Origin of the sequence: Nostoc sp. (genome assembly GCF_036917535.1) — a bacterium.
In the GTDB taxonomy this organism is placed as follows: domain Bacteria; phylum Cyanobacteriota; class Cyanobacteriia; order Cyanobacteriales; family Nostocaceae; genus Nostoc.
In genome coordinates this window covers 13,148-39,561 of the sequence record NZ_JBALDA010000038.1, presented here as the reverse complement: position 1 = coordinate 39,561, position 26,414 = coordinate 13,148, and the positions used below count along the sequence as shown (strand labels likewise).

Sequence of the window (26,414 nt, the reverse complement as noted above, 5' to 3'; positions counted from 1 at the left end):
TTTCATATCGGGTGGCGATGCGACAGAATTGTTTGATTCGTTTGATAGCGCGCTGCACAACGTTGCGTTAACGTTAGATTTCAAAGGCTTTCGGGCCGCGTTGCGGTTCCTCCCACTGTTCGCTATTTTAGTCTCCTTGGTTGATCAACCTACCCTGTCTGCAATCGCCTATTTTGTAGGATACAACGAGGCAAGAAAACACACCACACCCTAGAGACTAGAGATTAGGGACTGGGTACTAAGAACTGGGGATTAGAGAAAAGTTTTCTTAGTACCCAATCCCCAATCCTCAATGTCCCAATGCCCCAATAAAAAATCTTTGCCCTTTCGATATTTTTCTATTATTCTTGGGCATAGTTTCAGGGGTGACTATCTCTGTTAGCATCTCTGTACAATCTAATTACTTTGATTTTTAATACCAAACCCCCAATGCGAACAACCATAGGTTCTGTTCACAGGAATTCGCCAACACCGACTACTCAAGCCTACCCTCCTTCTGTACCGCTATCTGTATACAGGGAATTATCAACAGAGTTGCAAGCAGTACAGGCGAGGCTAAATGCACTCACTATTCAAAATCAGCAACTAGCACAAGAAAATCAACTATTACGCCAAGAAATTACCAAAGTCGTTGAGTCTTTTTCTCGTTTGCAAAATTTTGTGGATTCCCACACTACACCTAGTTATCACCAAGTCAACCAAGCTTCTGGTGACGTTAAAAGTGCTGCCAAACAGCCAGTAACACAAGCACATCCACCTCAGCAGGTTTATCGTTCGCGTCCATCAGTTGTGCCCAAAACACCACGTGAAAAAAGCCGCCAAGACTTTTCTACACCTGTAATGGAAGTGAATTTCCCGATACCAGAACCAGTTTTTATAGAAGAGCAACAAGTAAGTTATTATTCCACTACTGAGCCAGATGTCAAGGAACTCAATGGCTGGTGGTTAATTATTACTATCTTGTTAATCATGCTGACTGCCTTTAGTGCTGGGTATTTCGTTGTGCGTCCCTTATTTGAACATCAGAAACGTTAGTTGACATTCCCACTGTCAGCAGCAGTAGCAGACTTTCGGGTTACCGTGCAATTTGTCTGCAATCACTTTCTTAATATCCGAATAAATCTGCTAAATGGCAGAAACGATCTATTTTTAGGTAATAAAAGCTACATAAAATGCTAAATTGACAACAACTTCTTTATGTTAGAACCTTAAAGATTATCCAATTAATAAATCCTTGCCGCTTTTCGTGTCACAAACCCTCAAGTAAAGCACTTATACTTTAAAAAAGTTGTAATTATTACATATTTTTTAGGAAAAGCACTGCTAGTTACAGCTTCAGACAGCGGATCTGGTTAGATATATAAACGAAGCTAGTAGAAGTCAGGAGTCAAGAAGATGAAAAAAGTAGAAGCTATTATCCGCCCATTTAAGCTAGATGAGGTGAAAATTGCCTTAGTTAACGCCGGTATTGTTGGCATGACTGTTTCTGAAGTCCGGGGGTTCGGACGGCAGAAAGGTCAAACTGAGAGGTATCGCGGTTCTGAGTACACCGTTGAGTTTCTGCAAAAACTCAAAGTGGAAATCGTCGTTGACGACAATCAGGTTGATATGGTGGTAGACAAAATTATTGCTGCTGCCCGCACTGGTGAAATTGGCGATGGTAAAATTTTCATCTCGCCTGTTGAGCAAGTGATTCGGATTCGCACCGGCGAAAAGAACACAGAAGCAGTTTAAAAAAGTTATGAGTTAAGAGTTAAAAGTTATGAGTTGTGAGTCAGGACTAATGAATGAAGATTTAGCAGAATTCATAACTCCTAATCACAGGCAAAGCGTCTTTGGCTCTGCTCCTAACTCCTAATTCTTAACTCTCTCTAGTTGCGGAAGTAAAGCTGTAAAAGCCTTGCCTCGATGGCTAATTGACCTCTTTAGTTCCCGTGTCATTTCAGCAAAGGTCAATTGCAACTCTTGCACATAAAAAATTGGGTCGTAGCCGAAACCACTATCACCACGAGGTGTATGGAGAATTTCGCCGCGACAAACACCTTCAGATTCTAATACGATCGCACCATCGGGACGAGCGATCGCTACTGCACAAACAAATTGAGCTTGCCGATTTACCTCGTTACCTAATTCTTTGAGTACCCTAGCAATGCGTTCTGAGTCGGTTTTGGCGTAACGTGCAGAATACACCCCTGGTGCACCATTTAAGGCATCTACTTGCAAGCCCGAATCATCAGCAATTGCCCAGTTTCCTGTAGTTTTAGCAATTTGTGACGCTTTTAGACAAGCGTTGGCGGCAAAGGTTTCGCCCGTCTCTTCAATTTCCAATTCTTCAGGTTTGAGGGTTAACTCCCAACCAGAATTTTCTAGGTAAGCTTGCATTTCCTGTAACTTACCAGGATTTCCTGTGGCTACTACGAGTAATTTGGTCATTGGTCATTAGTCATTGGTTATCGGTCATTGGTCATTTACCAAGGACAAATGACTAATGACTAATAATTAATTTTACTCTGCCCACTGTTTCGCCCAAGCAAGAGTTTGATGCACTTGTTCAATTGTCGGGGCTTCGCAGTACAGGCGTAAAACTGGTTCAGTCCCGCTAAAGCGAATCATTAACCAGCTTTTATCAGCTAGGCGATATTTGTAGCCGTCTATTGTTTGGCAATCAATCACTGTTTTACCTGCAACTTCCGTTAAAGGTTGGGTTTGCAGTTGTTGCAAAAGACGCGATCGCACTTCCATACTTGCTAAGGGTAAATCAATGCGATCATATGCTGAACTAAACCCTGTCTGTTCCTGCAAGTGGCGATAATACTCACCTAAATCCAAACCAGATTCTACAATCGCCTCTAGTACGTACAATGCTGACAGCAGTGCATCGCGTTCGGGAATATGGCTGCCATAGCCAATTCCTCCCGACTCTTCACCACCCAGCAACACTTGTGCTGCTAACATTCTGTCAGCGATGTATTTATAACCAACTGCTGTCTCAAATACTGACAGGTTATGTAGTGCTGCTACAAGGGGCATCAAATCGGAACCACTAACAGTTTTAACTATTTCACCTTTAAAGTCGCGCCGCAGGGTTAAATGGTCGATTAATATCGGGATTAATACTTGGGAACTTAGGAAGTTGGCTTCTCCATCCACTGCTGCAATACGATCGCAGTCTCCATCAAATACCAACCCCACTGTTAAACCTGATTTATCGGTTTCTCGGTGAGTCTTGATGACTTCAAAAAGCTTTGAAAGATATTTAGGCAAGGGTTCCGGCGCACCGCCACCAAATAGGGGATCTCGATTGCTGTTAATTTCTTTGACCTGATTGCCTAGTAGTCTCGCCAATCCACTAGCAGCTGCGCCATGCATGACATCGGCAAATAATGTCAATTTACCAGAGGCGATCGCTTCTCGAATTTTGGCAATATCAACTTTAGCTTCTAGTGCTTGGGTATAACTGGGCCAAGGATCGAACTTCTCTTGCTTGCCTGGGGTAGCTGCTAGAGGCACTCCAACCGACAACTGCGCTTCTATCTCTTTTGTGACTTCTGGTGGTACTGACCCACCAAAATAACCCTTGACTTTTAATCCCAAATATGACCCAGGGTTATGACTGGCTGTAATTACCAGCGCTCCTAAAGCATTGAGTTTTTTTGCTGCCCAACTATAAGCTGGGGTTGGGGCATAGCTTTCGCTCAGTAGCACATCAAAACCGACAGCGGTGACAGTATCGGCAACAGCACGAGCAAAGTCTTCGGCCATGAATCGGCGATCGTAACCGACAATTATTGTCCGGCTACCCACCGTAGAGAAGTATGTATCATATAATACTTTTGCGGCAACTGGCGCGACCAGGGCTAGGCGTTCAAAAGTGAACTCGTCACCAATAACGCCCCGCCAGCCGTCTGTACCAAACTTGATTGAGTTAGCTACAACTGGCATCTAAGTATCCTAACTGTCTACTTGAGGATTCTAGCATTTATACAGTGTATAAAAGAATAGCGGTCTGTGCTTTTACCCGTATCTCTTCAGTAAGTATTGAGTCATTAACAAATTCTGGTTCTTCCGGCAGTTTTATGGTGATAATTAAAAATTACTAAATTTTAACGACAGTTTGTATCTATGTCATCTTCATGCCCAATCGCCTTTAACAGGTCATCAGTGATAGCATAGATAGCAATTATTTCGTTTAGCATAAACCCCTCCTTTTTTTCTTCGGGAGGGGATTTTATTGCTTTTTTGGCATTTTTTGATTCAGCGATCGCATAACTAGCAACTTGGGTTAATATATATGCCACCTTAAATGTTGATATTAGTGTGCGTAGACTCACGGCAGCAAGCTGCCAGACATCGCTAATTATTTAAATATGATTATTTCTCCCTTTAAGTAATAAAAGAAGAAAGAATTAAGTAGCTTAAATTAATCAATTGTCTGTTAAATATTGTTAATCATGTGAAAGGATAATGTATGGGATTCCTTTTACTCTTTCCCTTTTACTTTTAGTTATGGAATCACCAATTGAACGTATTCGCCTATCTCAAACAGCCAAAGAACAACTGCTCAAACTCAGACGCAGCACAAAAATTGACCAATGGAATATCCTATGCCGTTGGGCATTTTGTCGTTCTCTCGCAGAAGCAACCACACCCTCCCCTGTCCCAATTCCCCAGGATAGCAACGTCGAAATGACTTGGCGCGTCTTTGGCGGCGAAATGTCTGATATTCTCCTCCTTGCCCTTAAGCAACGCTGTCACAATGACGGTTATCCCACCGACAAAGAAACCCTCGCCACCCAATTCCGCCTGCATTTGCATCGCGGTATTGGTTACTTAGCAGGCGATCCAAATATCAAGAAAATTGAAGATTTAATTGAACTGGCGGTTAAAAATTGAAAGGATATTAGTTGACTGTTAACTGTTTACTGTTAACTGACAAATAATATTATGCCTGAAGCGCTAGAAATAGAGCGTCATAGAGCTGCGATCGCTCGCACTGATTTATCTCGCCCCGTGCGATTGGCAATAGAATGGGCAATCTTGAATCAAGATACCACTTTTTTTGATTACGGTTGCGGCTATGGTGGTGATGTCCAGCGAGTAAAAAACTTAGGCTACACCAGTGCAGGCTGGGACCCTTACTACCATCCCGATGTCCCACGCACCAGAGCCGATGTGGTCAACTTGGGCTACGTCCTCAACGTCATTGAAGACTCAGAAGAACGCCGTCAAAGCCTTCGCCAAGCTTGGGAACTCACCGGGAAAGTTTTAATTGTCGCGGCTCAAATTCTGATTAACGCTCCCAGCAAAACTCAACTTGCTTACAATGATGGCATTGTGACGCGCCGCAATACTTTTCAGAAATATTATGAACAAGAAGAACTCAAAACTTATATTGATGAGGTGCTAAATGTTGATGCAGTACCAATCGCGTTAGGCGTCTACTTTGTTTTTCGAGATGAAACTGAAAAAGAAAGTTACAAAGCTATCCGCTTTTTTTCTACCACTTCTACACCGCGAGTCCGCATCCCTGTTAAACGGTTTGAAGACTATCAAGAACAACTGCAACCATTAATGGCTTTTTTTACCAAGCGCGGTAGACTACCCGCCAAAGGCGAATTAGAAAATGAACAAGAATTACTGAGCGAATTTGGTAACTTCCGCCGCGCCTTTGGGGTAGTTTTGCAAGCTACTGATGAGGCTGAATGGGATGCGATCGCTTACCGTCGTTCTCTAGATATCCAAGTTTATCTCGCCCTCACTCACTTTGATCAACGCCCTGCATGGCAGAAACTAGCCCCAGAAATGCGGCACGATATCAAAGCTTTTTTTAGTAGCTATGAAGAAGCTTGTCAAGTAGCTGACCAAAAGCTTTTCAGCTTAGGTAAACCTGGGGTAATTCAAACTGCGTGTGAAAAAAGCAAAATTGGTAAACATACGCGCGGTGCGCTTTACGTCCATGTTTCCGCACTTGCTGCACTTGACCCGATACTCCGAATTTGTGAAGGTTGCGCTAGCCGTACCATTGGGCGTGTCGATGAAGCCACATTAATTAAATATCACACTGATAAGCCGCAAATATCTTATCTGTCTTACCCAGAATTCGACACCGATCCGCATCCGGCACTAAAAGCCAGTATCAGTATTGATTTAAAAACTCTCTTCATAACTCATCGAGATTATGAAACTAGGGCAAATCCGCCGATTTTACACCGTAAGGAAACATTTGTTACCAGCAACTACCCACGCTACGAAGAATTTGCTAAACTCACCCAACAAGAACAGGAATTAGGGCTGCTCAAGGACAAAAGCGACATCGGCACGCGTGAAGGTTGGGAAAAATGCCTCGCTGCCCACGGGGTAGAAATCAGGGCACATCAGGTTTATTCAATTAAGGAAAATTAAGGAATAATCACACTGTTAGAGTATTGCTGATATGTATCTTAAATAAAGTAAATCTTAGCTAGTTTGTGTGCTTATACGAAATTAAACAGTAGTTATGGCAAGATAACTGCAATTCAATTAAACAAAAAGGAATCTTCAAGATTGTGCAAGTAAATAAATCGTTGCTACGAATTTTTAGCAGCCCGAAGATGGGAGCTTTGTTATTTCTTGGCTTTTCATCAGGGTTGCCGTTATATTTAACCAGTCAAACATTACAAGCCTGGTTGACCAAAGAAGGAATCAGTTTGGCAGCGATCGCCGCTTTTAGTTTAGTCAAGCTGCCCTATTCTTTAAAATTTCTCTGGTCGCCTTTATTAGATAGATTTGTACCACCTTTTTTGGGGCGGCGTCGAGGTTGGCTGGTAATTACACAAGTAGCATTACTGTTAAGTATAGCTGCAATGGCTCTACAACACCCATCCCAAGGGTTACAACCTTTAATAATTGCTGCTATTACCGTTGCCTTTTTGAGCGCCAGCCAAGACATTTTAGTTGATGCTTACCGCACTGATGTAGTGGAAGTAGAAGAAAGAGGTGCTGGAGCATCTATTTATTTATTGGGTTATCGCGTTGCCATTCTCGTAACTGGTTACGTTACCCTATTTTTAGCAGATAGAATCCCTTGGCAAGCTGTTTACTTGTTGATGTCGCTGTTGATGCTCATAGGACTGGTAACTTCTATTTTTGCACCAGAACCAGTCCTACGCGATCGCCCGCCTCAGACTTTATCTGCCGCAGTCAAATTACCCTTTATTGAATTTTTTCAGCGTCGTGGCCGGCTACAAGGACTTTTAATCCTGATATTCATTGTAATCTACAAGTTGGGGGATTCTTTACTGAAGAATGTATCGACTCCATTTTTGTTAGATAAAGGCTTACATTTCACTCAAACCGACATCGCATTTCCTGGTGCACTAGGAATTTTCGCCACTATTGTTGGCACTTTGGCAGCAGGAGCAGTAATGACCAAAATTGGTGTTAATCGATCGCTTTGGATATTCGCCATCATGCAAGCTGTCGGCAACTTAGCTTTCTTTGCGTTAGCAGTAGTAGGTAAAAACTTTTATCTAATGTTAGCTGCCGTTAATATAGAACAATTCTGTGCTGGTTTAGAAACAGCAGCTTTTGTAGCATTTTTGATGAGTCTTTGTAACCAAAGCTTTTCAGCTACACAGTACGCCTTACTTTCCAGTTTGCAGGCTTTTAGTAGAGATATTCTCACGGCTCCAGCAGGTACATGGGCACAAACCACCGGCTGGTCTACATTCTTTCTACTGACAGCAATAGCTGCTTTACCAGGATTATTATTATTGCCATTCTTTGCACCTTGGAATCCAAAGCCAGTGGTAGTATTATCCAGACCAGGATTAGAGAATGAAGACGAGGATATATGGGGAATCAAGTAGTTATTGCTGTCGGCACATTCATCCTCTTACTCACTGGTTTATTACTTGGGTATGTTCTCTCGCAGTTAGTTCTGGGATTTCTAGCATTTAATCTCCTAACTTTTTTCGGAACACTCAGCCTAATTTTAATTTTTGGTACGCTTTATTACGTTTTATTTTGGCAATTGCGAAGAGAGCAGTCCCGCCCATCAACTCCATCAACCATTAATCAAGGGATACCAACCCAGGTTGAGGAGGGTTTATCTGATAGCTATCTCAAAAACAGACTAATTGCTAAATTATCTGGCGACACTGCCGCTGCCGAACGGTTAATTGCACAAGCAAAAGAGACTTATCCTGGGATGCCGGAGAATTGGTATTGCGAAAGAGTACTTGATGACTTGGAGAGCGATCGCCAGCGGGAGTAGGGGAGAAATCAATTCAAAATTCAAAATGACGCTCGCAGACTCGCTAACGCTGCGCTAACAAAATTCAAAATTGAAGATTCAATCTCCATGCCCAATGCCCCATTTCCAATTTCCATGCATAGAAAATTGCTAAAATAAATCAAGAATACTTCACAAATCTTCAGCTAGGTTCTCATAAAAGTTCCTAGCTTCTTGCAATTAAAATATGGCTATTTTTCGTCAATACATCGCTCCACTGCTTGTAGTACTAGTGTTTGTTTTTGCCCTAGTTGCAGTCAGCGCTCGGATATTTTTACCGTCCGATATGGCAGCACCCGCACCAACTCAAGAGGTAGAGGTAACTTCTCAACCTACTACAACTGATTTACCTCCAGCAGCACATAACGCAAGCTAGCTAAGTTAATAAACGTATTTAAGTGTCTGAACAACTACTACCTGGATATATTATTCGCTGTGGTTCCCTTTTGGAGCGATCGCTGCTGCTTAAATTCATGCAGCGAACTTATCAGGATTTATTTCCCAATGAAGATTTTTCCCATTTAGAGCAAACAGTTAAGCAATACTTTTCTAGCAATACGCCTCTGTGGTGGGTAGAAGAGGAGGGGGAGCAGGGGAGTAAAGGAGAAATCAATTCAAAATTCAAAATTCAAAATGACGCTCGCGGACTCGCTAACGCTGCGCTAACAAAATTCAAAATTGAAGATTCAATCCCTCTGCCCCCCATCGCTTGTCTCTGGGTAGGCAATGCTATAGATCAAGTACATGGGTACCGTCATGCTCACATCTTTATCCTCTACGTTGTACCAGAACATCGGCGACGGGGTATTGGTACGGCCTTGATGCGATATGTGGAAAATTGGGCTATTCAAAGAGGCGATCGCCAGATTGGACTGCAAGTGTTTCAATCCAACAAACCCGCATTGAATCTTTACAATCAGTTAGGTTATCAAACCCAATCCATCTGGATGGTAAAATTCCTGAGTGCAGAAAAATAAACTTAAGCATAGCGATAGTATACTGTAGCGTCTAAGTTATGGAAATTCTCGTTTGGATAAAACTCAACGAGGAAGAAAGGAAAATGTATAAGAACCCAACTAATATATATAAAGCTTTAACTTATACCAATTTTAAAACAGAATGCGACAGATACATATCTCCAAAACCTTGTCCTGTCTGGATTCTTAATTTTGAATTTTGTTAGCGCAGCGTTAGCGAGTCCGCGAGCGTCATTTTGAATTTTGAATTGGTATTATTAGTGCGGGGGATTATGTGTTAATCCCTTTTCGGGATTGAAATCAAATTATGTATGACGAAGACGATCTAAGCCTACTCGATATTGAGGAGGAGCTAGAAAGCCCCTTAGATAAAATAGAGCCGCTAACTGCCGAATCAGTTGTGGCAAAGCCCGATCCAGAAGTGATGCTAGCCTTGCTGGAAAATCCCCAGCCCCAGCAAAGAATGTTAGCGGCACGTGCTTTTTGTGATATTGAAGATGCACGTGCTACCCCCCATCTGATTCGCCTGTTAACTGATACCTGTCCCCTAGTGCGGGTAAGTGCAGCTTATGGCATCGGACGTAATCCCAGTTCAGAGGCAGTGAGTCCGTTAATTGCTCAACTAAACAGCGATTGGAATGGCTATGTCCGTAAAGGTGTTGTTTGGGCTTTAGGAAACTGTCGCGATCGCCGTTCTTTAGCACCTTTGGCAGACGCTTTAAGAACCGACATTTCCGCAGTGCGTTTGTGGGCTGCTAGCGCCTTAGCACAGATGGCAGAGGTAGGTTATGAAGCAGTTATAGGGGCAATACCACCATTAATCGAAGCCTTAGTCCAAGATCCCGTAGCAGCTGTACGAAGTAACAGTGCTTGGGCAATTGGTCAACTGTGTCGCGAACTCCCTTCAAATGTAGTTTATGCTACAGCAATCGATGCCCTAATTCAAGCCTTTGCCGAAGACCAAGATTTGGGAGTCCGGGAAGACGCCAAAGCCTCACTATTAGGAGTGGGCGATCCTCGTGGCTTGCAACTAATTGAAACCCTAGAACAAGAAGGATGGTTTTGATTAAACATTGGGCATTGGGCATTGGGCATTGGGCATTGGGCATTGGGCATTGGGCATTGGGCATTGGGCATGGGGTATTAATCACTTGAATCCCAACTTCTAACTCCTAACTCAGCCCTTACTGTCCTTCAACTACAGATTATTAGACCAAATTTAAGTCATAAGGGCGCTCAGTATCATCCTCACCCAAATATTCACCATTTTGAATTTCCAGAATAACTAGCGGTATATGTCCAGGATTTTCTACTTTATGTAAGGTTGCTGAGGGGACATAAGTTGATTCGTTTCGATTGAGTAATATTTCCGCATCGCCACAAGTCACCTTTGCCACACCAGAAACTACAACCCAATGTTCATTGCGATGATAATGAATTTGTGGTTTAATGCCGTGTCTGGGCTTGATTTCAACACGACTAATTCTATAGGTTTCTCCCTCTTCGATTACCTCCACCTCACCCCAATATCGTGTACCTGAATGTGCAGACAATTCGTTGATATTTGACTGAGTGTTATTTTCATTCTGAGCCATAACTAATTTTTCAACCAGATGATTATCACTATTTTTAAGTAATTAAGTAATCTAGCGTAAACACAATAAACCTGGGAAAAGAAATGGTAACAGCATCTCTATTAATACAACTGTTCTAACTTGACCCCAAGTAACAAATTCTATCCTTGAATTTCTGAATTTTGAATTTTGAATTGTTCATCCTCCCGTATATTGAATCCGATAAATCCGATTATTGGCTTCTTCTGTTAGTAGTAAACTGCCATCTGGCAACACAAGTAAACCTACAGGTCGTCCCCAAGTGGTTGGTACAGAAGGATTTAGCAAAAATCCTGTGAGAAAGTCTTCGTAGTAGCCGAGCGATCGCCCTTTAGCATCGAAGGGAACAAATACAATTTTATAACCAGTGCCGCGATCGCGATTCCAAGAACCACGAAAAGCAGCAAAAGCACCATTCTGGTATTTTTTTGGAAATGTTTTACCATCATAAAACTGCAAGCCCAATGCTGCTGAGTGCGCCTGGAACAGCACATCAGGCGTTTGAGTCCGGGCTGCTAAATCGGGACGTTTACTTTTGTCATCTGTCTTTTGGCGCGGATCGAGGTTGTTTGGTGTTAGATAAGCATAAGGCCAGCCATAAAATGCCCCCTGTTTAACGCGTGTCAGATAGTCTGGCACCAAATCATCACCAATTCCATCCCGTTCGTTGACAGTGGCGTAAAGTTCTTTAGTGACAGGATGAAAGTCTAAACCAACAGGATTACGCAAGCCGGAAGCAAAAGTTTGTTGTTGGGAACCATCTAAATTCATCACTTGTATCGAAGCCCGTGGTAGAGGTTCTTCATCTACATTGGTTCCCGATCCAACTGAAATATATAATTTATTGCGATCAGGTGAGACAACGACATTGCGCGTCCAATGATTGTTATAACCTTGAGAAGGCAAGTCGGCGATTTTTTCTCCCTTACCTGTAATCTTATTTTGACCTTGAGTATAGGGAAAACGCACCACAGCATCTGTATTCCCTAGAAAAAAAGAATTACCTGCAAAAGCCATCCCAAAGGGTCTATTGAGTCCATTGTCCTTACTAGCAAAGGTTTCTCGAACGTCGGCTACACCATCAGCATTGCTGTCACGCAACAGACGAATGCGATTTTGCCCGGTTTCAGTCACTAAGACATCACCACCGGGGGTTAAAGCTAGCCAACGTGGGGCATCTAAACCTTCAGCAAAGACGTTCACTGTGAAGCCTTGTGGTACACGCAGCACCGGATTTTGGGGAATAGGCACAACTTTGGGCTGCTTGGAGGCGCTTTCTGTTGCGAAAGGTGCTGGTAAATTCTTCAGATTGATTCGGATGGGTGTAGGTGAAATTGCTTCAGTACGGACAATATTTTTTGGCTCTGTAGGATTCTGTGTCAGTTGGGCAGAAGGTACAGATTTTTGAGGTGTAGGATTATCTGAGTTAGCGCGAGTCTGGTTGCAGGCTGCTGCCAGAGTCATTAAAAAAAGTGGCAGCAAGAAACGCGCAGAGAGTTTCATGGTTGTACACACTATACACAATGTTCCTACTTTAAACTTGAGGCTTAATAATTGTCGCCAGTCAAAAGTTTGATTTTTCTTAATTAGTCAACTTATTAACAATTTAAAAATAAAGCACTAGTGACTAAATTCTATTCCCAATGCCCAATGCCCAATATTTACACATACAAGCATTTGTTATTGAACAAAAAACTTTCTTTCAAATTCTACAGCTGATAAGGGACGACTATATAGAAAACCTTGCATATAATTACAGTTATTTTGGCGTAAAAAACCTAGTTCTGCTTCTGTCTCTACACCTTCAGCCACTACATTTAGATTAAGATTATGAGCCATCTGAATTAATGCCTTAGCGATAGCTGACTTTTGCGAATCGTTAGCAACATTATGAATAAAATAACGATCTATTTTTAATGTATTAATTGGTAAGTTTTTCAGATAAATCAAAGAAGAATAACCCGTACCAAAATCATCGATCGCAATTTTTATACCCAAAGATTGCAATTTGCTCATAGTAGCGATCGCACTATTTACATCTTGCATAATCATACTTTCAGTGAGTTCTATTTTTAAATCATCTGGTTCCAAATTATTGATAGATATATAATTGACTACGTTCTGAATAAAATCTGGTTGATTAAATTCAATTACTGACAGATTTACAGCAACAATCAAGGAACGAATTCCGGCATCGCGCCAGCTTTTAATTTGTTCACATACCCTTTTTAATACCCATTTACCAATTGGAACAATTAAACCTGTAGACTCTGCCAACGGAATAAACGCTGTTGGATAAATCATTCCTAATTCTGGACTTTGCCAGCGCAATAAACTTTCAGCACCTACTATTTTTCCAGATGCGATATCGACTATTGGTTGATAATAAATTTCAAATTCTTGAAAATTATGTTGTTGTATAGCTCGGTGTAAGCTAATTTCTAACAACTGCATTTTTGGAGACAAGTTATTAATTCCAGTCTGAGGAGATAAATACCTTTTTAAAGTCGCGTATTTTTCCAACCTGTTCATGATGGCACTTAATAACTCAGATCGAGTGAATGGCTTAGTTATATAGTCATCTGCACCCATATCCATACCTTGACGGAAGTCAGATTTGGCAGATTTGGCAGTGAGAAAGATGAAGGGAATTGTTGCCGTTGATGAATTTTGACGTAATGCTGTTAGCACGCCATAACCATCAATTTCTGGCATCATCATATCACAAAGAATTAAATCAGGAACTTCGGAGATAGCCAAATTTATCCCAATTTTGCCATTAGCCGCAGCAATAGTTTGAAAACCCTCAGCTTCTAGCAAATCTAAAAGATTTTCCCTAACTGATTCTTCATCTTCTATTATTAATATCCTTGGCATAAATTACCTCATTTTTATATTGTATTCTTTAACGGTCAAGTCCAACAACATCTATTATATGAATAACGATGTTTGTAATAAGTATTTTAATTTTGTAGATATCTACACACTTTTTAAAAACTGCCATCTTAATTTATTCTTTAGTATCCTAACACCATTTATAGTGCAATCAAATAATTTAAGAAGATCTAAAATAGATTTTTGTAAAATAAAAATTTGCCAATCTGGAATTTTAAATAGGGGTTGTCTATTTTGATTAAGTAAATTAAGCTTTAAAATGCTATCATCTGAGAAAAATTTAATTGAATTTGAAAACAAGTTAGTCAAAATGTATGTCATAAATTTTTCATCAATGCAGCAGGTTACAAATTTATATTGACTGATGAAAAAAATCAAGCGTCGATAGCCCAGATTCACCTGTATTTGTTCTGGCGATTGTCGGTTATGTTCAACCAAATTGAAGGATGTTGGTTTATACTCTAATTTTTCCACTTCTAATTGACCAATAATCAACACATCATTCAATATTTCAGTCATGATTGTGTGATATTTGGGCGTATTGGTCTGCATGATCTTATTAGACTTACGGTAGAAGTCCAAATCTTCTTCATAAACTTCAATGAAGTGAGTGTATTTACCTGTCGTAGCTTTACGTACTATAACGCGTACTAGTAACCATTGGGACTTGAGTAACTGTCTCTCTGCGAGAAGATGATATTGTACCTCAAAGGAACCAATACTACATTACATCTAGTTTTCTCTGTTTCTTGTGCTAATGCTTGACTGATACTTTCAGGAGTAATATTACCAACAATATTACCTTGGTTATCTACAACTAACGGTAGTTCTAATTGATGCTATTTTATACGTAATAGTACTGAGATTTTTCCAAAAATTCTGACACGTTCAATGCCATGACTAACGTATATATAACTTCAAAAACATTGGCTGTTTTCATAGCTAGTTCTAGAAGCTACAAGCATTACCACATCATGCTTAGTGAAGTACCTTACTACCTGCAAAGATGAAAAAACAAGATATTTTTACTCCATGCTACATTAGTGCGTAAGCGTAGCTAGTTATAGACATAGCATCTAATCTAATAGTGATGTTTTTAACACAACTATTAGCGACAAACAGTCAATTCTTAACTCTAAGCTTTGTAGCCAGATGAACTAAGGTAAGGCTTGCATAGATTTTAAGAATAGTTATCATCAAATAATAGTTATCTAAGTATTTTCCAATATTTTGACGCTAAACAAGTAGTAATATTTTGGATACAAACACTACAAAAAGTGTGTTAAGAATTACAAACTAGCTTATATCCAGCTAATTGTATATTGAAAAGAAACAAGGGGTACAAGAAAGAAAATTCTTTAATAATTAATTTTCCTTTGTCCCCCTGCTTCTCGCCCCTCTACTTCTTTACAAAGGACGCGACTGCACTTGCCGTTCGCCATAACGTAATAGCCTTTCTATAGTTACAAGGCGATTTTCCCAAACTTTGACTTGATAAGAATTCGACTTAATTTCTTGGCTCATCAATACTCGAAATTGAGACTGGAACCGAGTTAGAGAGGCTTTTGCTACAAGTAACTTATTAGCAGAAGGGGAAGCAGCAAGCTGATTTAAAGCACTGCGTAAAACTTCTGCCTGATTGTTAAAATCTGAAATTTTCTCAGCAGACCTCTGGAGTTGGTCATTTTGAAAAACAAATTTCCATTCCCGCTGTAGCGCGGTGTAACGGATAGCAGCAGTTTGAAAAGGCTGGCGTTGAGGAATCGGTTCACTTGTTGTGGATTGACTTCTTCCTTGGGTGCTACTAAAGAGTTTTTGGAGATCGTTACTAAAATTCTCTGCGGCAAATAGTGCATAACCACTAACTGGCAAGTCCCTTACCAACTGGAGTTGATCGAATGCTCCGATTGTTGGCAAAGAAAGTAAGCGAATTCCCGGCACCAACAAGGTAGCTCCTAATTGTTTAGATGCAATCCAGGGTTGGGCCAGTCGTTGAAACCGAGAAGTATCCAGAGCATAAGTCATGGGAACAATTAAATCTACATCCCCCCGCCTTGCCCAAGTTTCCCAATTTTGTTGAATTTTCTGAATCCGCTCTATTTCTGGCAAAGGAAATACTGCAACCGACAAAATCAAATTCGGTTGCTTTTGTCGCAACTGGTGTGATACTTGGGCGACAAAGCTATCAACTTGCTCGGTGCGAAATGTTGTCCATTTTTGCCACAAGTCTGCTTGGCTAGGAGAAATATTCACCGGATCTACACCAGTAAGTTTCTGAAATTGCGCTCTTGCAGCTTTCCCATAGCCGTAAGTTCGACCTGCTGATGGGTCTTGGAAAGGGTAGCGAATGTAGTCTAGCTGTAGACCATCCACGTTATATTTAGTGACGATTTCCTCATACAGCTTGAGCAAGTACTGCCGCACTTCGGGGTTGGCTGGATCGAAGAATGGCTTAGTCTGTCCAACGGGAATCATATTGCCAAGGTTATCGTAGTTTGCCCAATCGGGATGAGCCGCTAGTACTGGCCCTGGATAATTAGGATTAAGGTTGAGAATTTCATTATGACGTTGATTGCCAGCAGCAAAAGTCCAAACCCAAGCGTGTAATTCCATGTCTCGCTCATGGGCTAGTTTCACTGCTTCTTCCAGTGGGTTCCACCCACGAATTAATGGGTTTTGCTCTTTTGCAACTTGGCTCGGATAAATTGTATAGCCAGCGTTAACAGTTTCAAAAAAGACGGTATTAATCCCGGCTTGGGCGAGGCGATCAAAAATCTGGGCTAGTCCCGCCTTACTACCAGCACGAACAATCGTCCCCCGATCCAACCAAATTGCGCGAATTTCTGGTTGAGCTAGCTTCCGATCAATAGGAAACTGCTGCCACAAAGTCGTTTTAGCGACCAGCCACTGCTGACGAGCCAAAGCATAGTTTTTTTGAGCAATCAATTGGGGTAAATTTTTGGCAATTAGCCTTGCTTGTGCTAAAGCTTGGTCTTTACTTATGGCTAGCGCCCCCAGTTTGGTTGAGGCCAATTGCGTTGGCTGTTCTTTGACAGCCTGGGGGGTGTTCAAATCCCTAGAAAACTGCTTCTTCTCAGATATTGTTTCACCAACATTAGCCGCATCGGCTAATACCGCTAATTGAGCGCTTTCCACTCGACCAATCAGATTTTCTAGCTCTTGCTGGAGAGCGATCGCTTGGTTGTGATCAATCGGCTCATTGGAGTTGGGTGCAACATCCAAACGCACTGCTTGTTCTAACTGGTCAATAGCCTCCTGAGAACTTGGGGGTTTGACCATAGGTAACGCTCTAGGTATGGGAGCAGTGGCAGTTTTAGGAGGAGTGAATGAGGGGGATAAGGCAGATGAACTACCACCTTGCCCTCTCGGCGCAGCCGCCACCGTTGTAGAGCAGCTTTGGGAACCTCCTACTATTTTTTTTGTCCGATTTGATGGCGCTAGTGCTGTTAAATAGTGATTGATAGTAGTTTTTAACCAGGCATTATCCAACTCGGCTGCTGATGCTGTATCTGTTCCCCAGCGCCAGCCCAAAAAAGTTGAACGCTCAGTTGTCACTACTGCGGCCGGATTATCTTTGGAATTCCAAACAGCAGGAGATTCAGTGCCCATATCGTTAGGAATCACAACACCCCCGCGCACTTTACCAAAGAGTCCAGTTTGATTTGTCCATTCTGGGATCTTAGTTTTTGCAGCTTGAATCTGTTCTGTGTCACTAAGGCTGAATCCCCAATAACCTCCCAAGAGCGATCGCAATAACTGCCGTACTCCTGGAGATGACAGACTACCTACAGGCCCACTAGCAATCAAACGCCCTCCCCTACTCATCCAATCTTCTAGAGCGATCGCTTGAGTTGGTGTTAATGTCTCGACGTTTGGTAAAAATAATACGCGGCGATCGCCCCAATCTCCCCCACTCTTGACATCATTTAGGGAAATTACACAATATTTCATCCCTATTGTTTGTAAGCGATCGCTTATCCCTCTCCATTGATTTGCATTTTCTTGGCCATACACTACACTCAATACGGGTTCTTCAGTCGCCGCCGTTACTGGCAAAATACTCAAAAAACTTAAAACTACAATTTCACAACTTAAAATAAATAATCTTCTAGCTTTTTTAATTTTTAAACTTATATATTTTTGGTTTTCCTGATACTTCACCAGTGGCTCCTCACTTCATTATTAATTAATTTAGTTATTAGTCAAAATTCATTAGTACACAATATAGGACTCTAGCTTGATTCCTAGTAAGTTTACTGAGATTCTCACCCTGATTAAGGAAAGCTAATGTTTGGCTTTTCAAAAATCAAATAGAATTCCTATAAGCTTTTCGTAGAAGTACTTAGTGAATGACCTTTATTAATCTAGCCTATCAAAACCAGTAAAAAATGCCAAGATGGATACTCAACTTTCCAGGCGATTCTATAGAAATTGTTAGCTATTACATTGTGAATTTAATTCCGTTAGTAAATAGGTTTTTAAAATTTTGCGTTTACTAATTTCTATAGGCTTTTGCGTAATTGCAGAGAATTTTCGCTGAAACCTAAAATAAAAAATGCCACATTTGTTTTAATTATCTGTTTTTCAGGGTTTTTGTGAATTCCAAAAGTAATACTTGTGCATCTTAAAGCCCTCACCTAAATCAAAGAAAAGAAACAGGAGATCATCAGGCAAAAATTGGATATCAGCAAGGATATAAACCAAAATTACTGATTTAGAAGAGTTTCAACAATTCGCTCAGGTAAATGGCAGCAAAACCCAAGTATAAATGGCATCAAAAAAACTTTTACCTCAACTCAAATCAAGACAAATCGTTATTTTAGATAATGCCACTTTCCATAAATATGATAAAATTTAGAAATTAATTGAATCAGTTGGCTGTGAAATTCAGTATTTGCTGCTTTACTCTCCTTACTTTAACGATATTGAGCATTATTGGTTTCTCATAAAAAATCTTGTTAGAAAATCAGAAGGTACTGTACTATCGAAGATTTTCGGGAGAGAGTTGATACAGCTATTTGTTTAACGTCCTAACTTATGCTTCGACTTCTATATATCTATAATTTTTTCTACAAAAAAATAAAAAGCTTTACAAAAACTTTGCAAAGAAAACTAGTATATTACATAAATGGTTCTCTCGTTTTTAGGTAAAATATCTCCAGGCTAATTATCACAAAAAGCGCCATTTTAGTAAATATTAAAAACTGGGTTTAGCATCTTTTATACTAGTGATTATTACCAAAAAAACTTACCCTTTCTGAGTCAACCCACTTTCAGACAAGGGCAATTATTAAGGAATTAACAAATATGATTATTACGTTGATTGTAGCTTGGATAGTTTTCATAATATTATGGAAATTGCTGAAAGCAACCGTGAGCACTGCATTAACTCTTGCGGCAATCCTTATTTTATTAAATATTAGTTTTGGCATTACTCCACAAGATATTTGGCATTACGTAACGCAGTTTGCTCAAAGTCTGTCGCAGATCAAAAGTGGCAAGTAACAATATATACTTCATTTTTGCTAAGAAAAGCGAAGCTTGAAGAATTCAGAAACCTAAATTCAGGAGTCAGAAAAAGAAACTAAGGGATTCAGCGGAAAGTCGGACTCCAATTCTGAATTCTGATTCTTGGCTACTGAATTCTTTTGTGATAAATATGAAATGACAAAATTTTTAACTTTGACATAACTGGCGTCAAGGTTTATATGGTGTTTAAAACCTTTATTATTCAATTATTATTTAATACTGAAATTTTTAGCCAATGCATCCTTAACACTTGCCGGTAACTGACGCATAATCTTCCCTCTTTCGCGATCTAAAGCGACTAAAGTCACCTTGGCAGTGACGTACAATTGTTGTCCATCAGTTGAGACAATGACATAATCCCAATTGATGCGAACACCAGTTACTTCAGCCATGCGCGTTTTTACCACCACTGCCATACCCAATTGAATTGAACGGTGATAGCGCACTGACAGTTCTACAACTAGTAAATCGCAGCCTATAGCGACTAAATCAGTAAATTCAATCCCTATAGATCGCAAGCATTCAATCCGCGCTTCTTCCATCCAAGCTATATAGGAACCGTGCCAGACAAGACCGGCATAGTCAGTATGGTGGGGTTGCACTCTAACAGGATATTCAAACCAATTCCCAAACTCGTGACTGGATGGATTTTCAAGAGCGCTGGTTGGTGGTAGTTTTGGTTGACTGGTTTTTTTTTCTGACATCTTCAAATTTCTCAGTACCTATAAATTTTCCAAATTATTGAATAGCATAAAAATTAATTGCGTTGCTGGACTTATTGATTTAATATTTACCTTCCGAGCATAGAGAGTGTTTTGTTATGCAGCTTAATCTCCAGCATGTGAGTGTTGTTACTTTATCTCTACTTAGCTTACTAGGTTTTGGGATGGTGTATCCAGACAATAACCAGGTAAACACGAATGCAAGGTTGAGGCACGAATCTGGAGAAAAAGCTCAAGCTTTACCCAAAAATAATCAACTCTCAGAAATTGCAAGGCTTAACAAAGAAGCGATCGAAGAATCTCGGCAAGGTCAATCGAAAGAAGGGTTGCAGAAATTACAGCAAGCATTAGCTATCAGTAGAGACCTTGGAGAGCGCTCTTGGGAAGCGGTAACATTCAATAATATTGGCAGAATCTACCAAACTCAAAAAAAGTATTCTGAAGCACTTCAATCCTATCAGCAAGCCTTATTGATTAACAAAGAACTTGGAGATTTGGTTCGACTTGGCAAAACCTACAGTAACATAGGTTACTTATTCGATATCCAAAACAAGCCAGAGTTAGCAATTTTTTTCTACAAGCATTGTTTGATTAATCGTGAGAAAGCTCGCTTGAATCCATCAGCACTGAGTGCGACACAACCAGATGCTTACAACATAACTGTTAGCCAGACATATCGCATTTTGGGTGAACGATTGCTGAAACAGGAACGTGTTGTTGAAGCACAAAGAACAATAGATTTACTCAAAGTTGAAGAACTAGAAGAATATCTCCAGACTGTGCCAGGTAATCAACGTACTGTCAAAGGTATTAATATAGCGGCACCAGAAAAACCAATTAAACAAAAGCTGGATCAAAGTGTGGATAATGCTGTTGTGCTAGGTAAAGAACTGACAACACTACGTAAAATTTCCCCTCAACAGCGATCGCTCCAACAGAAACAACGCATTGAGCAATTAGTCTTAAATCAACAGCAACTTCTAGATGGATTTAACGAATTTATCAATAGTCCTTCAGTGAAAGCACAGGTAGAGCAAATTAGCCGTACAGCGAGGCGGCAAAATTTGGATTTGGAAAGTCTCAACGAACTTCGAGATAACTTGGCGCGATTGCCGCAAAAATCGGCACTACTCTACCCACTGATTTTAAAAGATAGTTTAGAATTGGTCTTGGTAACTCCTGAATCTCCACCAATTCATCGCACCGTTGCTGTAAAACGCGAAAACCTTTATCAAACAATTGATGCTTTCCACCAAGCTTTAATCAATCCCAGTCGAAACATCAAAACACCTGCACGCCAATTATATGACTGGCTAATTAAACCGATGGAGAAAGACTTGAAGCTATCAGGTACGCAAACTTTGATTTACGCTCCAGACGATCGGTTACGCTATATTCCTTTAACTGCTTTATATGACGGCAAACAATGGCTAGTGCAGCGCTTCAATGTGAATCACATTACATCCGCCAGTTTGACTAACTTAAACACCCCAAAACAATCGACTTTGCGGGTTTTAGCTGGTGCTTTTACTAAAGGTAATTATCAAATCAAAGTTGGTAATCGACAGGTTGCTTTCACTGGCTTACCCTTTGCAACGCGGGAAGTGGAAAGTCTAGCAGCTGCGGTTCCTGAAACTACGAAGCTTTTAGACGATGCCTTTACCCCTAAAGTCGCTGTACCCCAAATGGATGATTATACAATTGTCCATTTAGCGACTCATGCAGCCTTTGTAGTGGGTAAACCAGAAGATTCATTTATTTTATTTGGGAATGGCGATCGCATTAATTTTAGAAATGTCGCCACTTGGTCACTCCCGAATGTAGATTTGGTAGTGTTGAGCGCTTGTGAAACCGGCTTGGGAGGCAAGTTAGGTAACGGTGAGGAAATTTTGGGCTTCGGCTATCAGATGCAACAAACCGGCGCAAGAGCTGCGATCGCCTCTTTGTGGTCTGTAGATGATGGTGGTACACAAGCACTTATGAGTGCTTTTTATAGTATACTCTCTACTGAAAAGCTGACTAAAACTGAAGCTTTACGCCAAGCTCAAATCTCATTAATTACAGGAAACTGGAAGGAAATAAGTCATAATGTACCCGTAGCAGCAGTTAATGACTTTAGTCACCCGTACTATTGGGCACCCTTTATTTTAATTGGCAATGGACTTTAGGTGTATCGCATCTGACATGATACAGCAGATTTTAAGTCGGTGAGGTACACAACGATTCGTCTGTTAGCCAGGTATAAAGCAATACTGTTTAGTTAAGAATTTATCTGTTAAGGCAGGCTGTTCTTGAGCAGGGGAGGCAGTGGGAGAGAAAAAAGCTTAAGTAAACGGTATTGAGGTATAAAGCGTGTTTTACTCCTGAATTATGAATTTTACTTTAATTACTACTATTTATCAGATTCACTATCTGACCCTAATAACGTCCTTCTACATTGCCTTAACGAAAACTGCGTTAGCAAAGCTTAACGTACCCCTAAGGGGAAGTAAGCTACGCGCAGCATCTCGTAGAGAAGTTTTCGCGTTTTGATGAAGTTGTGGGAAAAGAGGAGCGTTCAACTACCAAACCTCTGATTTTAGTGTGTATTAATACCTTCCAGCTAAAGACTGGAAATCCGGCTCATGAGGTTTTGGTAAATATAAAAAGGTATACGATGGGCCAGCCATAGCCAATCACTTAATGGTAATGGAGAAGTAGGTAAGAGCGATCGCTAACTAAGCCACTATTACCGATTAACAGTTACCGATAATCAATTTCTAATTTGCCATCGACCTCTGAAACCTTAATACTTCTTGGCAAGAGCTTTAGAGCTTGTATCACTTTGCATAGATTGCTTGACAAGATCGGCCAGTTCGTCTAATTGGCTAATTGCCTCCGCACCCTCTAGCTTCATTAATTCGCGGTCATCCCGCATTTCTGTCCAAGTAATGCCGTAATCGGACACTAAAAATCGAATCAGATGGTTATCACCCAAGCTAACCATAAACGATGCACTATTCATTTGGTCGCCACAGGTATAGCAGGATGCAGGATACCCACGCCGCTCTAATACAATCGCCAAGGCTTGCAGGTTCATTACTAAGTCTTGGACGAATTGTCGATGTTGATGTGCTAGTCTCAGAAACACTTTTGTCCTCCAGACACCACAGTAATTTGAGTTTCTTTTATATTTTCTTTAGATTTTCTCACCCATTGGTATTGTAAACTATTCATTACAATTACCAGACAAATGATATTGAGTCGTTAATTGACTACCTTGTTTAGGGTAGTGGATCGAGATTTTGAGGGCCGTATCAAACTATTCAGTTTGCAAATTCAAAATTTCGGACAGAATTGCTAAATTTAACTATATCTTTATACACTGCTGTCAGGGTAGATTCTTAGAGTAAGCGATCCGCTTTAAGAGTAACTTAAATCTAGCACTAGTCAACTGCAAAAAAGCTACATATTTGGTTTTTATTGGCTATGTGCAGTCAAATACACTGTTATTAAATGCTATAATGTAGTTTTGCATCGTTATAGTGTCTCTTGCTTAGATGTTTAATCTGTTTTCTTTCTAACGTAGATTTTGGTATAGACAAATAATTAGTTATACCAAATTCGTTCCTCCTATATATATAAAGTTAAGCAGATGACAGTGCAAATTATAGGTTAAGTAGTTGCGAGAGAATAAATGCAATATTTTATACCAAACCAATGTAATTAGTAGACAAGTGTGAGTGTAGAATCCACAATGGGAAAGCTTAACACTGACAATACCTAAACTCAGCAGAGCAATGTTGCCATTTAGGCAATATTTTCAGGTATTTTTAGATTATTTTCAAAAAGTTGTACGAACCAAAGCACTGTAATTTAGAAGTATAATTTTAGTTTGGTTGTGCCAAATTTAATGCATATATAATATATTTCGATTATCTATCCAAAGTGAGTAATTATTTTTTATTAATAACTCAGTTAACTAATTCGTAATTTGTCATAATGCTTTCAACAAGAGGCTGCGCCTAGCTTGCTTTCCCATAGGGGAAGCAAAATCGCCACCATTGCACTAACGTAATTCGTAATTATTGGCGAGATATTTGCGCTTCATTATCTTTTTTAGTGGTCTTGAATTAGTTGGAGTCTAGATATCCAACTAATTCAATTATGAATTAAAAATTAATAGACTACTTGCCACCAACCGAAAGCTGGGCCGATAAAGCGGATTGTTGCCCATGCTACAACCATAAGACCAATGCCTATCCAAGCACCACGAGTAGTCCAAGTGACAAATTGTTCGCCTTGAGTTTTTGTGATCGGAACCCAAGACAAGATCCGAGTCTCTTGACCGTATGTTTTCCCTAGTGTGGTTTTACGACGTTTTGCTTCACCCATAATCAGCAACTCAAATTCTACTTAGGTTCTAAATTTATTTTGCCAGTAATCATGCCTACATAGAGGCGATAAATCGCATAACTTCCATAAGCTGATAATAGTGCTTGCTTCTTTGCGATCGCACTTTGGTTGACAAAATTTAAATTGGGCATTGGGCACTGGTAATTGAATTTTAAGCAGAATTTTCCTCATCGGTATTGGAAAACAGGCTGGGATCGAGATAGTTAATGCGTGCTAGAGGACTTAAAGCTGCGAGAATTTGAGCGCCATAGCTGCGGTTAACTACACGACTATCAAGCAAAGCCACAATCCCTTGACTTTCTCGTACTGGAGCGATCGCCCGTTGTAATTCATTTAAAGCTGTTGGCAACAAGTATAAACGGAACCAATCTTGATGCGATCGCTTATAAAGAGCTACCCTACCAGCTACCAAGGGATTTTCCAAAGATGGTAAGGGCAAAGTAGCAATAATTAACAGATGGGGTGCTGGCAAGACTCGTTGATGTTCTCGCCAAAATTCCCAACCGCTAATCAAAATACCATTTTCATCTAAACAAGTTTTTTCTACTTGCACCCGCGAACCAAACTCTGAGGCCAGAATTGTTGCCACTTGAGACTTGAGTGGTACATCCCCCACCAAGACAACTGTCAATCCTGGTGCTGTCGCACTTAGACAAACCAGTGTGCGGACTTTATGAATAAATGCCGCTTGAAATTCTGGCGTGTTGGGTAGAGGCAACTTATAAGGTACATACAGTTGAATTGCTTCTCCTTGACTCTCCGAGGAGAACTTCAGGCAAGTTAAATCGTCTAAACCCAGGCGCTGGCAAAAAAGGGGAGCCTCAGTTTCTGGTTCGATAGCACTACCAATTAAAACTACTGGTTGTCGCTGCCAAATAGGCGAGAGTATTTCCCCTAATTCCATTGGGGCGTAGTGCAAAGAAAATAAACCTTGTCGATGGGCAATAGTTGCCCAGAAGAGAGCAGGGGGAGCAGGGGAGGCAGGGGGGGAAAGATTTTCATCAAGGGTTTGAAATTGTTGCCAGAATTTTTTCCAATTATCTGGGAGGTTGCCTCGATCTAAAGCCAAACACAGACGACTCAAAATTTCTATTTCTGGCTGGGAAATTAGATAACACTGATATGGATTAGCAGGATGCTGAAAAAGTTCGTGTGTTAGTTGTATCCGTGCTTCGCGAATTGCCTCAGCTTGGTTTGGACAAGCCAGCATCAGTTGATCCCAATCATCGGGTTGAATATCTTGGGTAAGTTGATCACGCACCCAATCTTCAAGATCGTCTACCCCATCAATAATTGTGGGAATGCCTTGGGGAAAGCGTGAGCTACCAGCCAATTGTCCTCTTAACCAAGCTTCTGGGGAAGTTAACAGTAGCCCTTGGAACTGGGCATCAGGCCAACCGTCACCTGTTCTAATCGATTTATTGGCTGGTAGCCACTGCTGTAGACGGGGAATTTCCACCCGCAGCAGAAGTTGCTGAACTGCTTCTTGAGCAACAATAATTACAGGGCCGTGCCACATCAGGGCTGATGCTACGAAACTAGTACGATACCGCCCTTGATAGCCACAAACCGCCCCTACTTGAATTAGGGCACTACGTCCCAGGCGCAAGGCGCGTGCTACCAACCTTGCCATCGTCAAATGATGGGGCCAGGAAGGGAACCCCGCTTGCGATCGCAAAAAGTTATGTAGTGACAAATGAACTTCTGCCTCAATCACACGCTTTCAATTCCATACAAACTGACTTTTACGAACAAAGCCCCATTTCTATTATCTTGTTGTCATTTGTCATTTGTCCTCTCTTACAAAGTTGAGGCAGTCCGTTGGCGGGGTTCCCCCGCTTAAAGGAACTGCCGTCTGATGCCTTCGGCGGGCTGCGCGAGAGCGTGGAAACCTCCGCTCAACGCCAGTGACGCTCCTGCGTCGCTACCGCTACGCTAACGCCCAAGTCGGGAAACCCTTTCCCTTGCGACTGGCTCGACTTTGCGCTTT

General features: G+C 40.9%; 24 protein-coding genes and 1 pseudogene. 12 read left to right on the top strand and 13 right to left on the bottom strand.

The features are described from left to right. Positions 1-429: 429 nt before the first annotated feature. Both V7K56_RS13045 and V7K56_RS13040 read left to right on the top strand, forming a co-directional pair. Positions 430-1,035, top strand: a complete 606-nt coding sequence (locus V7K56_RS13045) for a hypothetical protein (RefSeq protein WP_334911037.1) — start codon at positions 430-432, stop codon at positions 1,033-1,035. 360 nt (positions 1,036-1,395) lie between these two features. Next, positions 1,396-1,734: a P-II family nitrogen regulator gene (locus V7K56_RS13040; RefSeq protein ID WP_012410794.1), complete on the top strand. Its 339-nt coding sequence runs from the start codon at positions 1,396-1,398 to the stop codon at positions 1,732-1,734. 120 nt (positions 1,735-1,854) lie between these two features. On the opposite strand, the gene rdgB is transcribed toward V7K56_RS13040, so the two are convergent. The 3 genes from rdgB to V7K56_RS13025 all read right to left on the bottom strand — a co-directional run bounded on the left by rdgB (position 1,855) and on the right by V7K56_RS13025 (position 4,331). Then, positions 1,855-2,433, bottom strand: coding sequence for an RdgB/HAM1 family non-canonical purine NTP pyrophosphatase (rdgB, locus tag V7K56_RS13035; RefSeq protein ID WP_334911035.1), 579 nt, complete (start codon positions 2,431-2,433; stop codon positions 1,855-1,857). Positions 2,434-2,505: 72 nt separating this feature from the next. After that, complete coding sequence (locus tag V7K56_RS13030) at positions 2,506-3,942, bottom strand: phosphoglucomutase/phosphomannomutase family protein (protein WP_334911033.1); 1,437 nt, start codon at positions 3,940-3,942, stop codon at positions 2,506-2,508. A 161-nt stretch (positions 3,943-4,103) separates the two neighbouring features. Continuing rightward, positions 4,104-4,331: a hypothetical protein gene (locus V7K56_RS13025; RefSeq protein WP_334911031.1), complete on the bottom strand. Its 228-nt coding sequence runs from the start codon at positions 4,329-4,331 to the stop codon at positions 4,104-4,106. A gap of 175 nt (positions 4,332-4,506) precedes the next feature. Between V7K56_RS13025 and dndE the strand changes: the two genes are divergently transcribed. From dndE to V7K56_RS12990, 7 genes are all read left to right on the top strand, one after another. After that, the gene (dndE, locus tag V7K56_RS13020; RefSeq protein ID WP_334911029.1) at positions 4,507-4,893 is read left to right on the top strand and encodes a DNA sulfur modification protein DndE; all 387 of its coding nucleotides are present in this window, start codon (positions 4,507-4,509) and stop codon (positions 4,891-4,893) included. Between the two features lie 51 nt (positions 4,894-4,944). Beyond that, positions 4,945-6,402, top strand: a complete 1,458-nt coding sequence (locus tag V7K56_RS13015; protein ID WP_334911027.1) for a DNA phosphorothioation-associated putative methyltransferase — start codon at positions 4,945-4,947, stop codon at positions 6,400-6,402. Positions 6,403-6,545: 143 nt separating this feature from the next. Then, positions 6,546-7,847: an AmpG family muropeptide MFS transporter gene (locus tag V7K56_RS13010; protein ID WP_334911025.1), complete on the top strand. Its 1,302-nt coding sequence runs from the start codon at positions 6,546-6,548 to the stop codon at positions 7,845-7,847. Next, positions 7,832-8,254, top strand: coding sequence for an ABC transporter permease (locus V7K56_RS13005; RefSeq protein WP_322685134.1), 423 nt, complete (start codon positions 7,832-7,834; stop codon positions 8,252-8,254). The genes V7K56_RS13010 and V7K56_RS13005 overlap by 16 nt, the downstream gene beginning before the upstream one ends. Positions 8,255-8,459: 205 nt before the next feature. Beyond that, positions 8,460-8,648 (top strand): hypothetical protein, encoded by a 189-nt coding sequence (locus V7K56_RS13000; protein WP_334911021.1) that lies wholly within the window; start codon positions 8,460-8,462, stop codon positions 8,646-8,648. 22 nt (positions 8,649-8,670) lie between these two features. Then, on the top strand, positions 8,671-9,249 hold the full coding sequence (locus V7K56_RS12995; protein ID WP_334911020.1) for a GNAT family N-acetyltransferase: 579 nt from the start codon (positions 8,671-8,673) through the stop codon (positions 9,247-9,249). A gap of 307 nt (positions 9,250-9,556) precedes the next feature. After that, the gene (locus tag V7K56_RS12990; RefSeq protein ID WP_334911018.1) at positions 9,557-10,315 is read left to right on the top strand and encodes a HEAT repeat domain-containing protein; all 759 of its coding nucleotides are present in this window, start codon (positions 9,557-9,559) and stop codon (positions 10,313-10,315) included. Between the two features lie 142 nt (positions 10,316-10,457). Here V7K56_RS12990 and V7K56_RS12985 read toward each other — a convergent pair whose 3' ends face one another. The 5 genes from V7K56_RS12985 to V7K56_RS12965 form a co-directional block, all read right to left on the bottom strand. Beyond that, entirely contained in the window at positions 10,458-10,844 is a 387-nt protein-coding gene (locus V7K56_RS12985; RefSeq protein ID WP_334911016.1) for a phosphomannose isomerase type II C-terminal cupin domain, read from the bottom strand. A 177-nt stretch (positions 10,845-11,021) separates the two neighbouring features. After that, positions 11,022-12,365 (bottom strand): PQQ-dependent sugar dehydrogenase, encoded by a 1,344-nt coding sequence (locus V7K56_RS12980; protein WP_334911014.1) that lies wholly within the window; start codon positions 12,363-12,365, stop codon positions 11,022-11,024. Between the two features lie 177 nt (positions 12,366-12,542). Next, positions 12,543-13,739 carry an EAL domain-containing response regulator gene (locus V7K56_RS12975; protein ID WP_334911012.1) on the bottom strand — a complete coding sequence of 399 codons (1,197 nt, stop codon included), beginning with the start codon at positions 13,737-13,739 and terminating at the stop codon, positions 12,543-12,545. 102 nt (positions 13,740-13,841) lie between these two features. After that, positions 13,842-14,276 (bottom strand): hypothetical protein, encoded by a 435-nt coding sequence (locus tag V7K56_RS12970; protein ID WP_334911010.1) that lies wholly within the window; start codon positions 14,274-14,276, stop codon positions 13,842-13,844. 888 nt (positions 14,277-15,164) lie between these two features. Beyond that, positions 15,165-17,939: a glycoside hydrolase family 10 protein gene (locus V7K56_RS12965; RefSeq protein ID WP_442940023.1), complete on the bottom strand. Its 2,775-nt coding sequence runs from the start codon at positions 17,937-17,939 to the stop codon at positions 15,165-15,167. 616 nt (positions 17,940-18,555) lie between these two features. On the opposite strand from V7K56_RS12965, the pseudogene V7K56_RS37075 reads away from it, so the two are divergent. Next, a pseudogene (locus V7K56_RS37075) lies at positions 18,556-18,804 on the top strand (transposase); the annotation flags it as partial. Positions 18,805-19,085: 281 nt separating this feature from the next. Then, positions 19,086-19,283: a hypothetical protein gene (locus tag V7K56_RS12955; protein ID WP_334911008.1), complete on the top strand. Its 198-nt coding sequence runs from the start codon at positions 19,086-19,088 to the stop codon at positions 19,281-19,283. A 233-nt stretch (positions 19,284-19,516) separates the two neighbouring features. Here V7K56_RS12955 and V7K56_RS12950 read toward each other — a convergent pair whose 3' ends face one another. Continuing rightward, complete coding sequence (locus V7K56_RS12950) at positions 19,517-20,011, bottom strand: acyl-CoA thioesterase (RefSeq protein ID WP_334911006.1); 495 nt, start codon at positions 20,009-20,011, stop codon at positions 19,517-19,519. Between the two features lie 116 nt (positions 20,012-20,127). Between V7K56_RS12950 and V7K56_RS12945 the strand changes: the two genes are divergently transcribed. After that, a complete protein-coding gene (locus V7K56_RS12945; RefSeq protein ID WP_334911004.1) occupies positions 20,128-22,197 on the top strand; it encodes a CHAT domain-containing protein in 2,070 nt (689 codons plus the stop codon). A gap of 617 nt (positions 22,198-22,814) precedes the next feature. On the opposite strand, the gene V7K56_RS12940 is transcribed toward V7K56_RS12945, so the two are convergent. The 4 genes from V7K56_RS12940 to V7K56_RS12925 all read right to left on the bottom strand — a co-directional run bounded on the left by V7K56_RS12940 (position 22,815) and on the right by V7K56_RS12925 (position 26,141). Next, positions 22,815-23,159, bottom strand: a complete 345-nt coding sequence (locus V7K56_RS12940) for a DUF1815 family protein (RefSeq protein ID WP_334911002.1) — start codon at positions 23,157-23,159, stop codon at positions 22,815-22,817. 1,028 nt (positions 23,160-24,187) lie between these two features. Continuing rightward, the gene (locus V7K56_RS12935; protein WP_334911000.1) at positions 24,188-24,403 is read right to left on the bottom strand and encodes a DUF2839 domain-containing protein; all 216 of its coding nucleotides are present in this window, start codon (positions 24,401-24,403) and stop codon (positions 24,188-24,190) included. A gap of 17 nt (positions 24,404-24,420) precedes the next feature. After that, positions 24,421-24,555: a hypothetical protein gene (locus V7K56_RS12930; RefSeq protein ID WP_334910998.1), complete on the bottom strand. Its 135-nt coding sequence runs from the start codon at positions 24,553-24,555 to the stop codon at positions 24,421-24,423. A gap of 20 nt (positions 24,556-24,575) precedes the next feature. Next, a complete protein-coding gene (locus V7K56_RS12925; protein WP_334910996.1) occupies positions 24,576-26,141 on the bottom strand; it encodes an ATP-dependent DNA helicase in 1,566 nt (521 codons plus the stop codon). Positions 26,142-26,414: the final 273 nt, after the last annotated feature.

Coding starts and splice junctions, on each gene's coding strand:
- V7K56_RS13045 (WP_334911037.1), top strand. CDS start 430: ATGCGAACAACCATAGGTTCTGTTCACAGGAATTCGCCAACACCGACT.
- V7K56_RS13040 (WP_012410794.1), top strand. CDS start 1,396: ATGAAAAAAGTAGAAGCTATTATCCGCCCATTTAAGCTAGATGAGGTG.
- rdgB (WP_334911035.1), bottom strand. CDS start 2,433: ATGACCAAATTACTCGTAGTAGCCACAGGAAATCCTGGTAAGTTACAG.
- V7K56_RS13030 (WP_334911033.1), bottom strand. CDS start 3,942: ATGCCAGTTGTAGCTAACTCAATCAAGTTTGGTACAGACGGCTGGCGG.
- dndE (WP_334911029.1), top strand. CDS start 4,507: ATGGAATCACCAATTGAACGTATTCGCCTATCTCAAACAGCCAAAGAA.
- V7K56_RS13015 (WP_334911027.1), top strand. CDS start 4,945: ATGCCTGAAGCGCTAGAAATAGAGCGTCATAGAGCTGCGATCGCTCGC.
- V7K56_RS13005 (WP_322685134.1), top strand. CDS start 7,832: ATGGGGAATCAAGTAGTTATTGCTGTCGGCACATTCATCCTCTTACTC.
- V7K56_RS13000 (WP_334911021.1), top strand. CDS start 8,460: ATGGCTATTTTTCGTCAATACATCGCTCCACTGCTTGTAGTACTAGTG.
- V7K56_RS12990 (WP_334911018.1), top strand. CDS start 9,557: ATGTATGACGAAGACGATCTAAGCCTACTCGATATTGAGGAGGAGCTA.
- V7K56_RS12985 (WP_334911016.1), bottom strand. CDS start 10,844: ATGGCTCAGAATGAAAATAACACTCAGTCAAATATCAACGAATTGTCT.
- V7K56_RS12980 (WP_334911014.1), bottom strand. CDS start 12,365: ATGAAACTCTCTGCGCGTTTCTTGCTGCCACTTTTTTTAATGACTCTG.
- V7K56_RS12975 (WP_334911012.1), bottom strand. CDS start 13,739: ATGCCAAGGATATTAATAATAGAAGATGAAGAATCAGTTAGGGAAAAT.
- V7K56_RS12970 (WP_334911010.1), bottom strand. CDS start 14,276: ATGACTGAAATATTGAATGATGTGTTGATTATTGGTCAATTAGAAGTG.
- V7K56_RS12955 (WP_334911008.1), top strand. CDS start 19,086: ATGATTATTACGTTGATTGTAGCTTGGATAGTTTTCATAATATTATGG.
- V7K56_RS12950 (WP_334911006.1), bottom strand. CDS start 20,011: ATGTCAGAAAAAAAAACCAGTCAACCAAAACTACCACCAACCAGCGCT.
- V7K56_RS12945 (WP_334911004.1), top strand. CDS start 20,128: ATGCAGCTTAATCTCCAGCATGTGAGTGTTGTTACTTTATCTCTACTT.
- V7K56_RS12935 (WP_334911000.1), bottom strand. CDS start 24,403: ATGGGTGAAGCAAAACGTCGTAAAACCACACTAGGGAAAACATACGGT.
- V7K56_RS12930 (WP_334910998.1), bottom strand. CDS start 24,555: ATGCCCAATTTAAATTTTGTCAACCAAAGTGCGATCGCAAAGAAGCAA.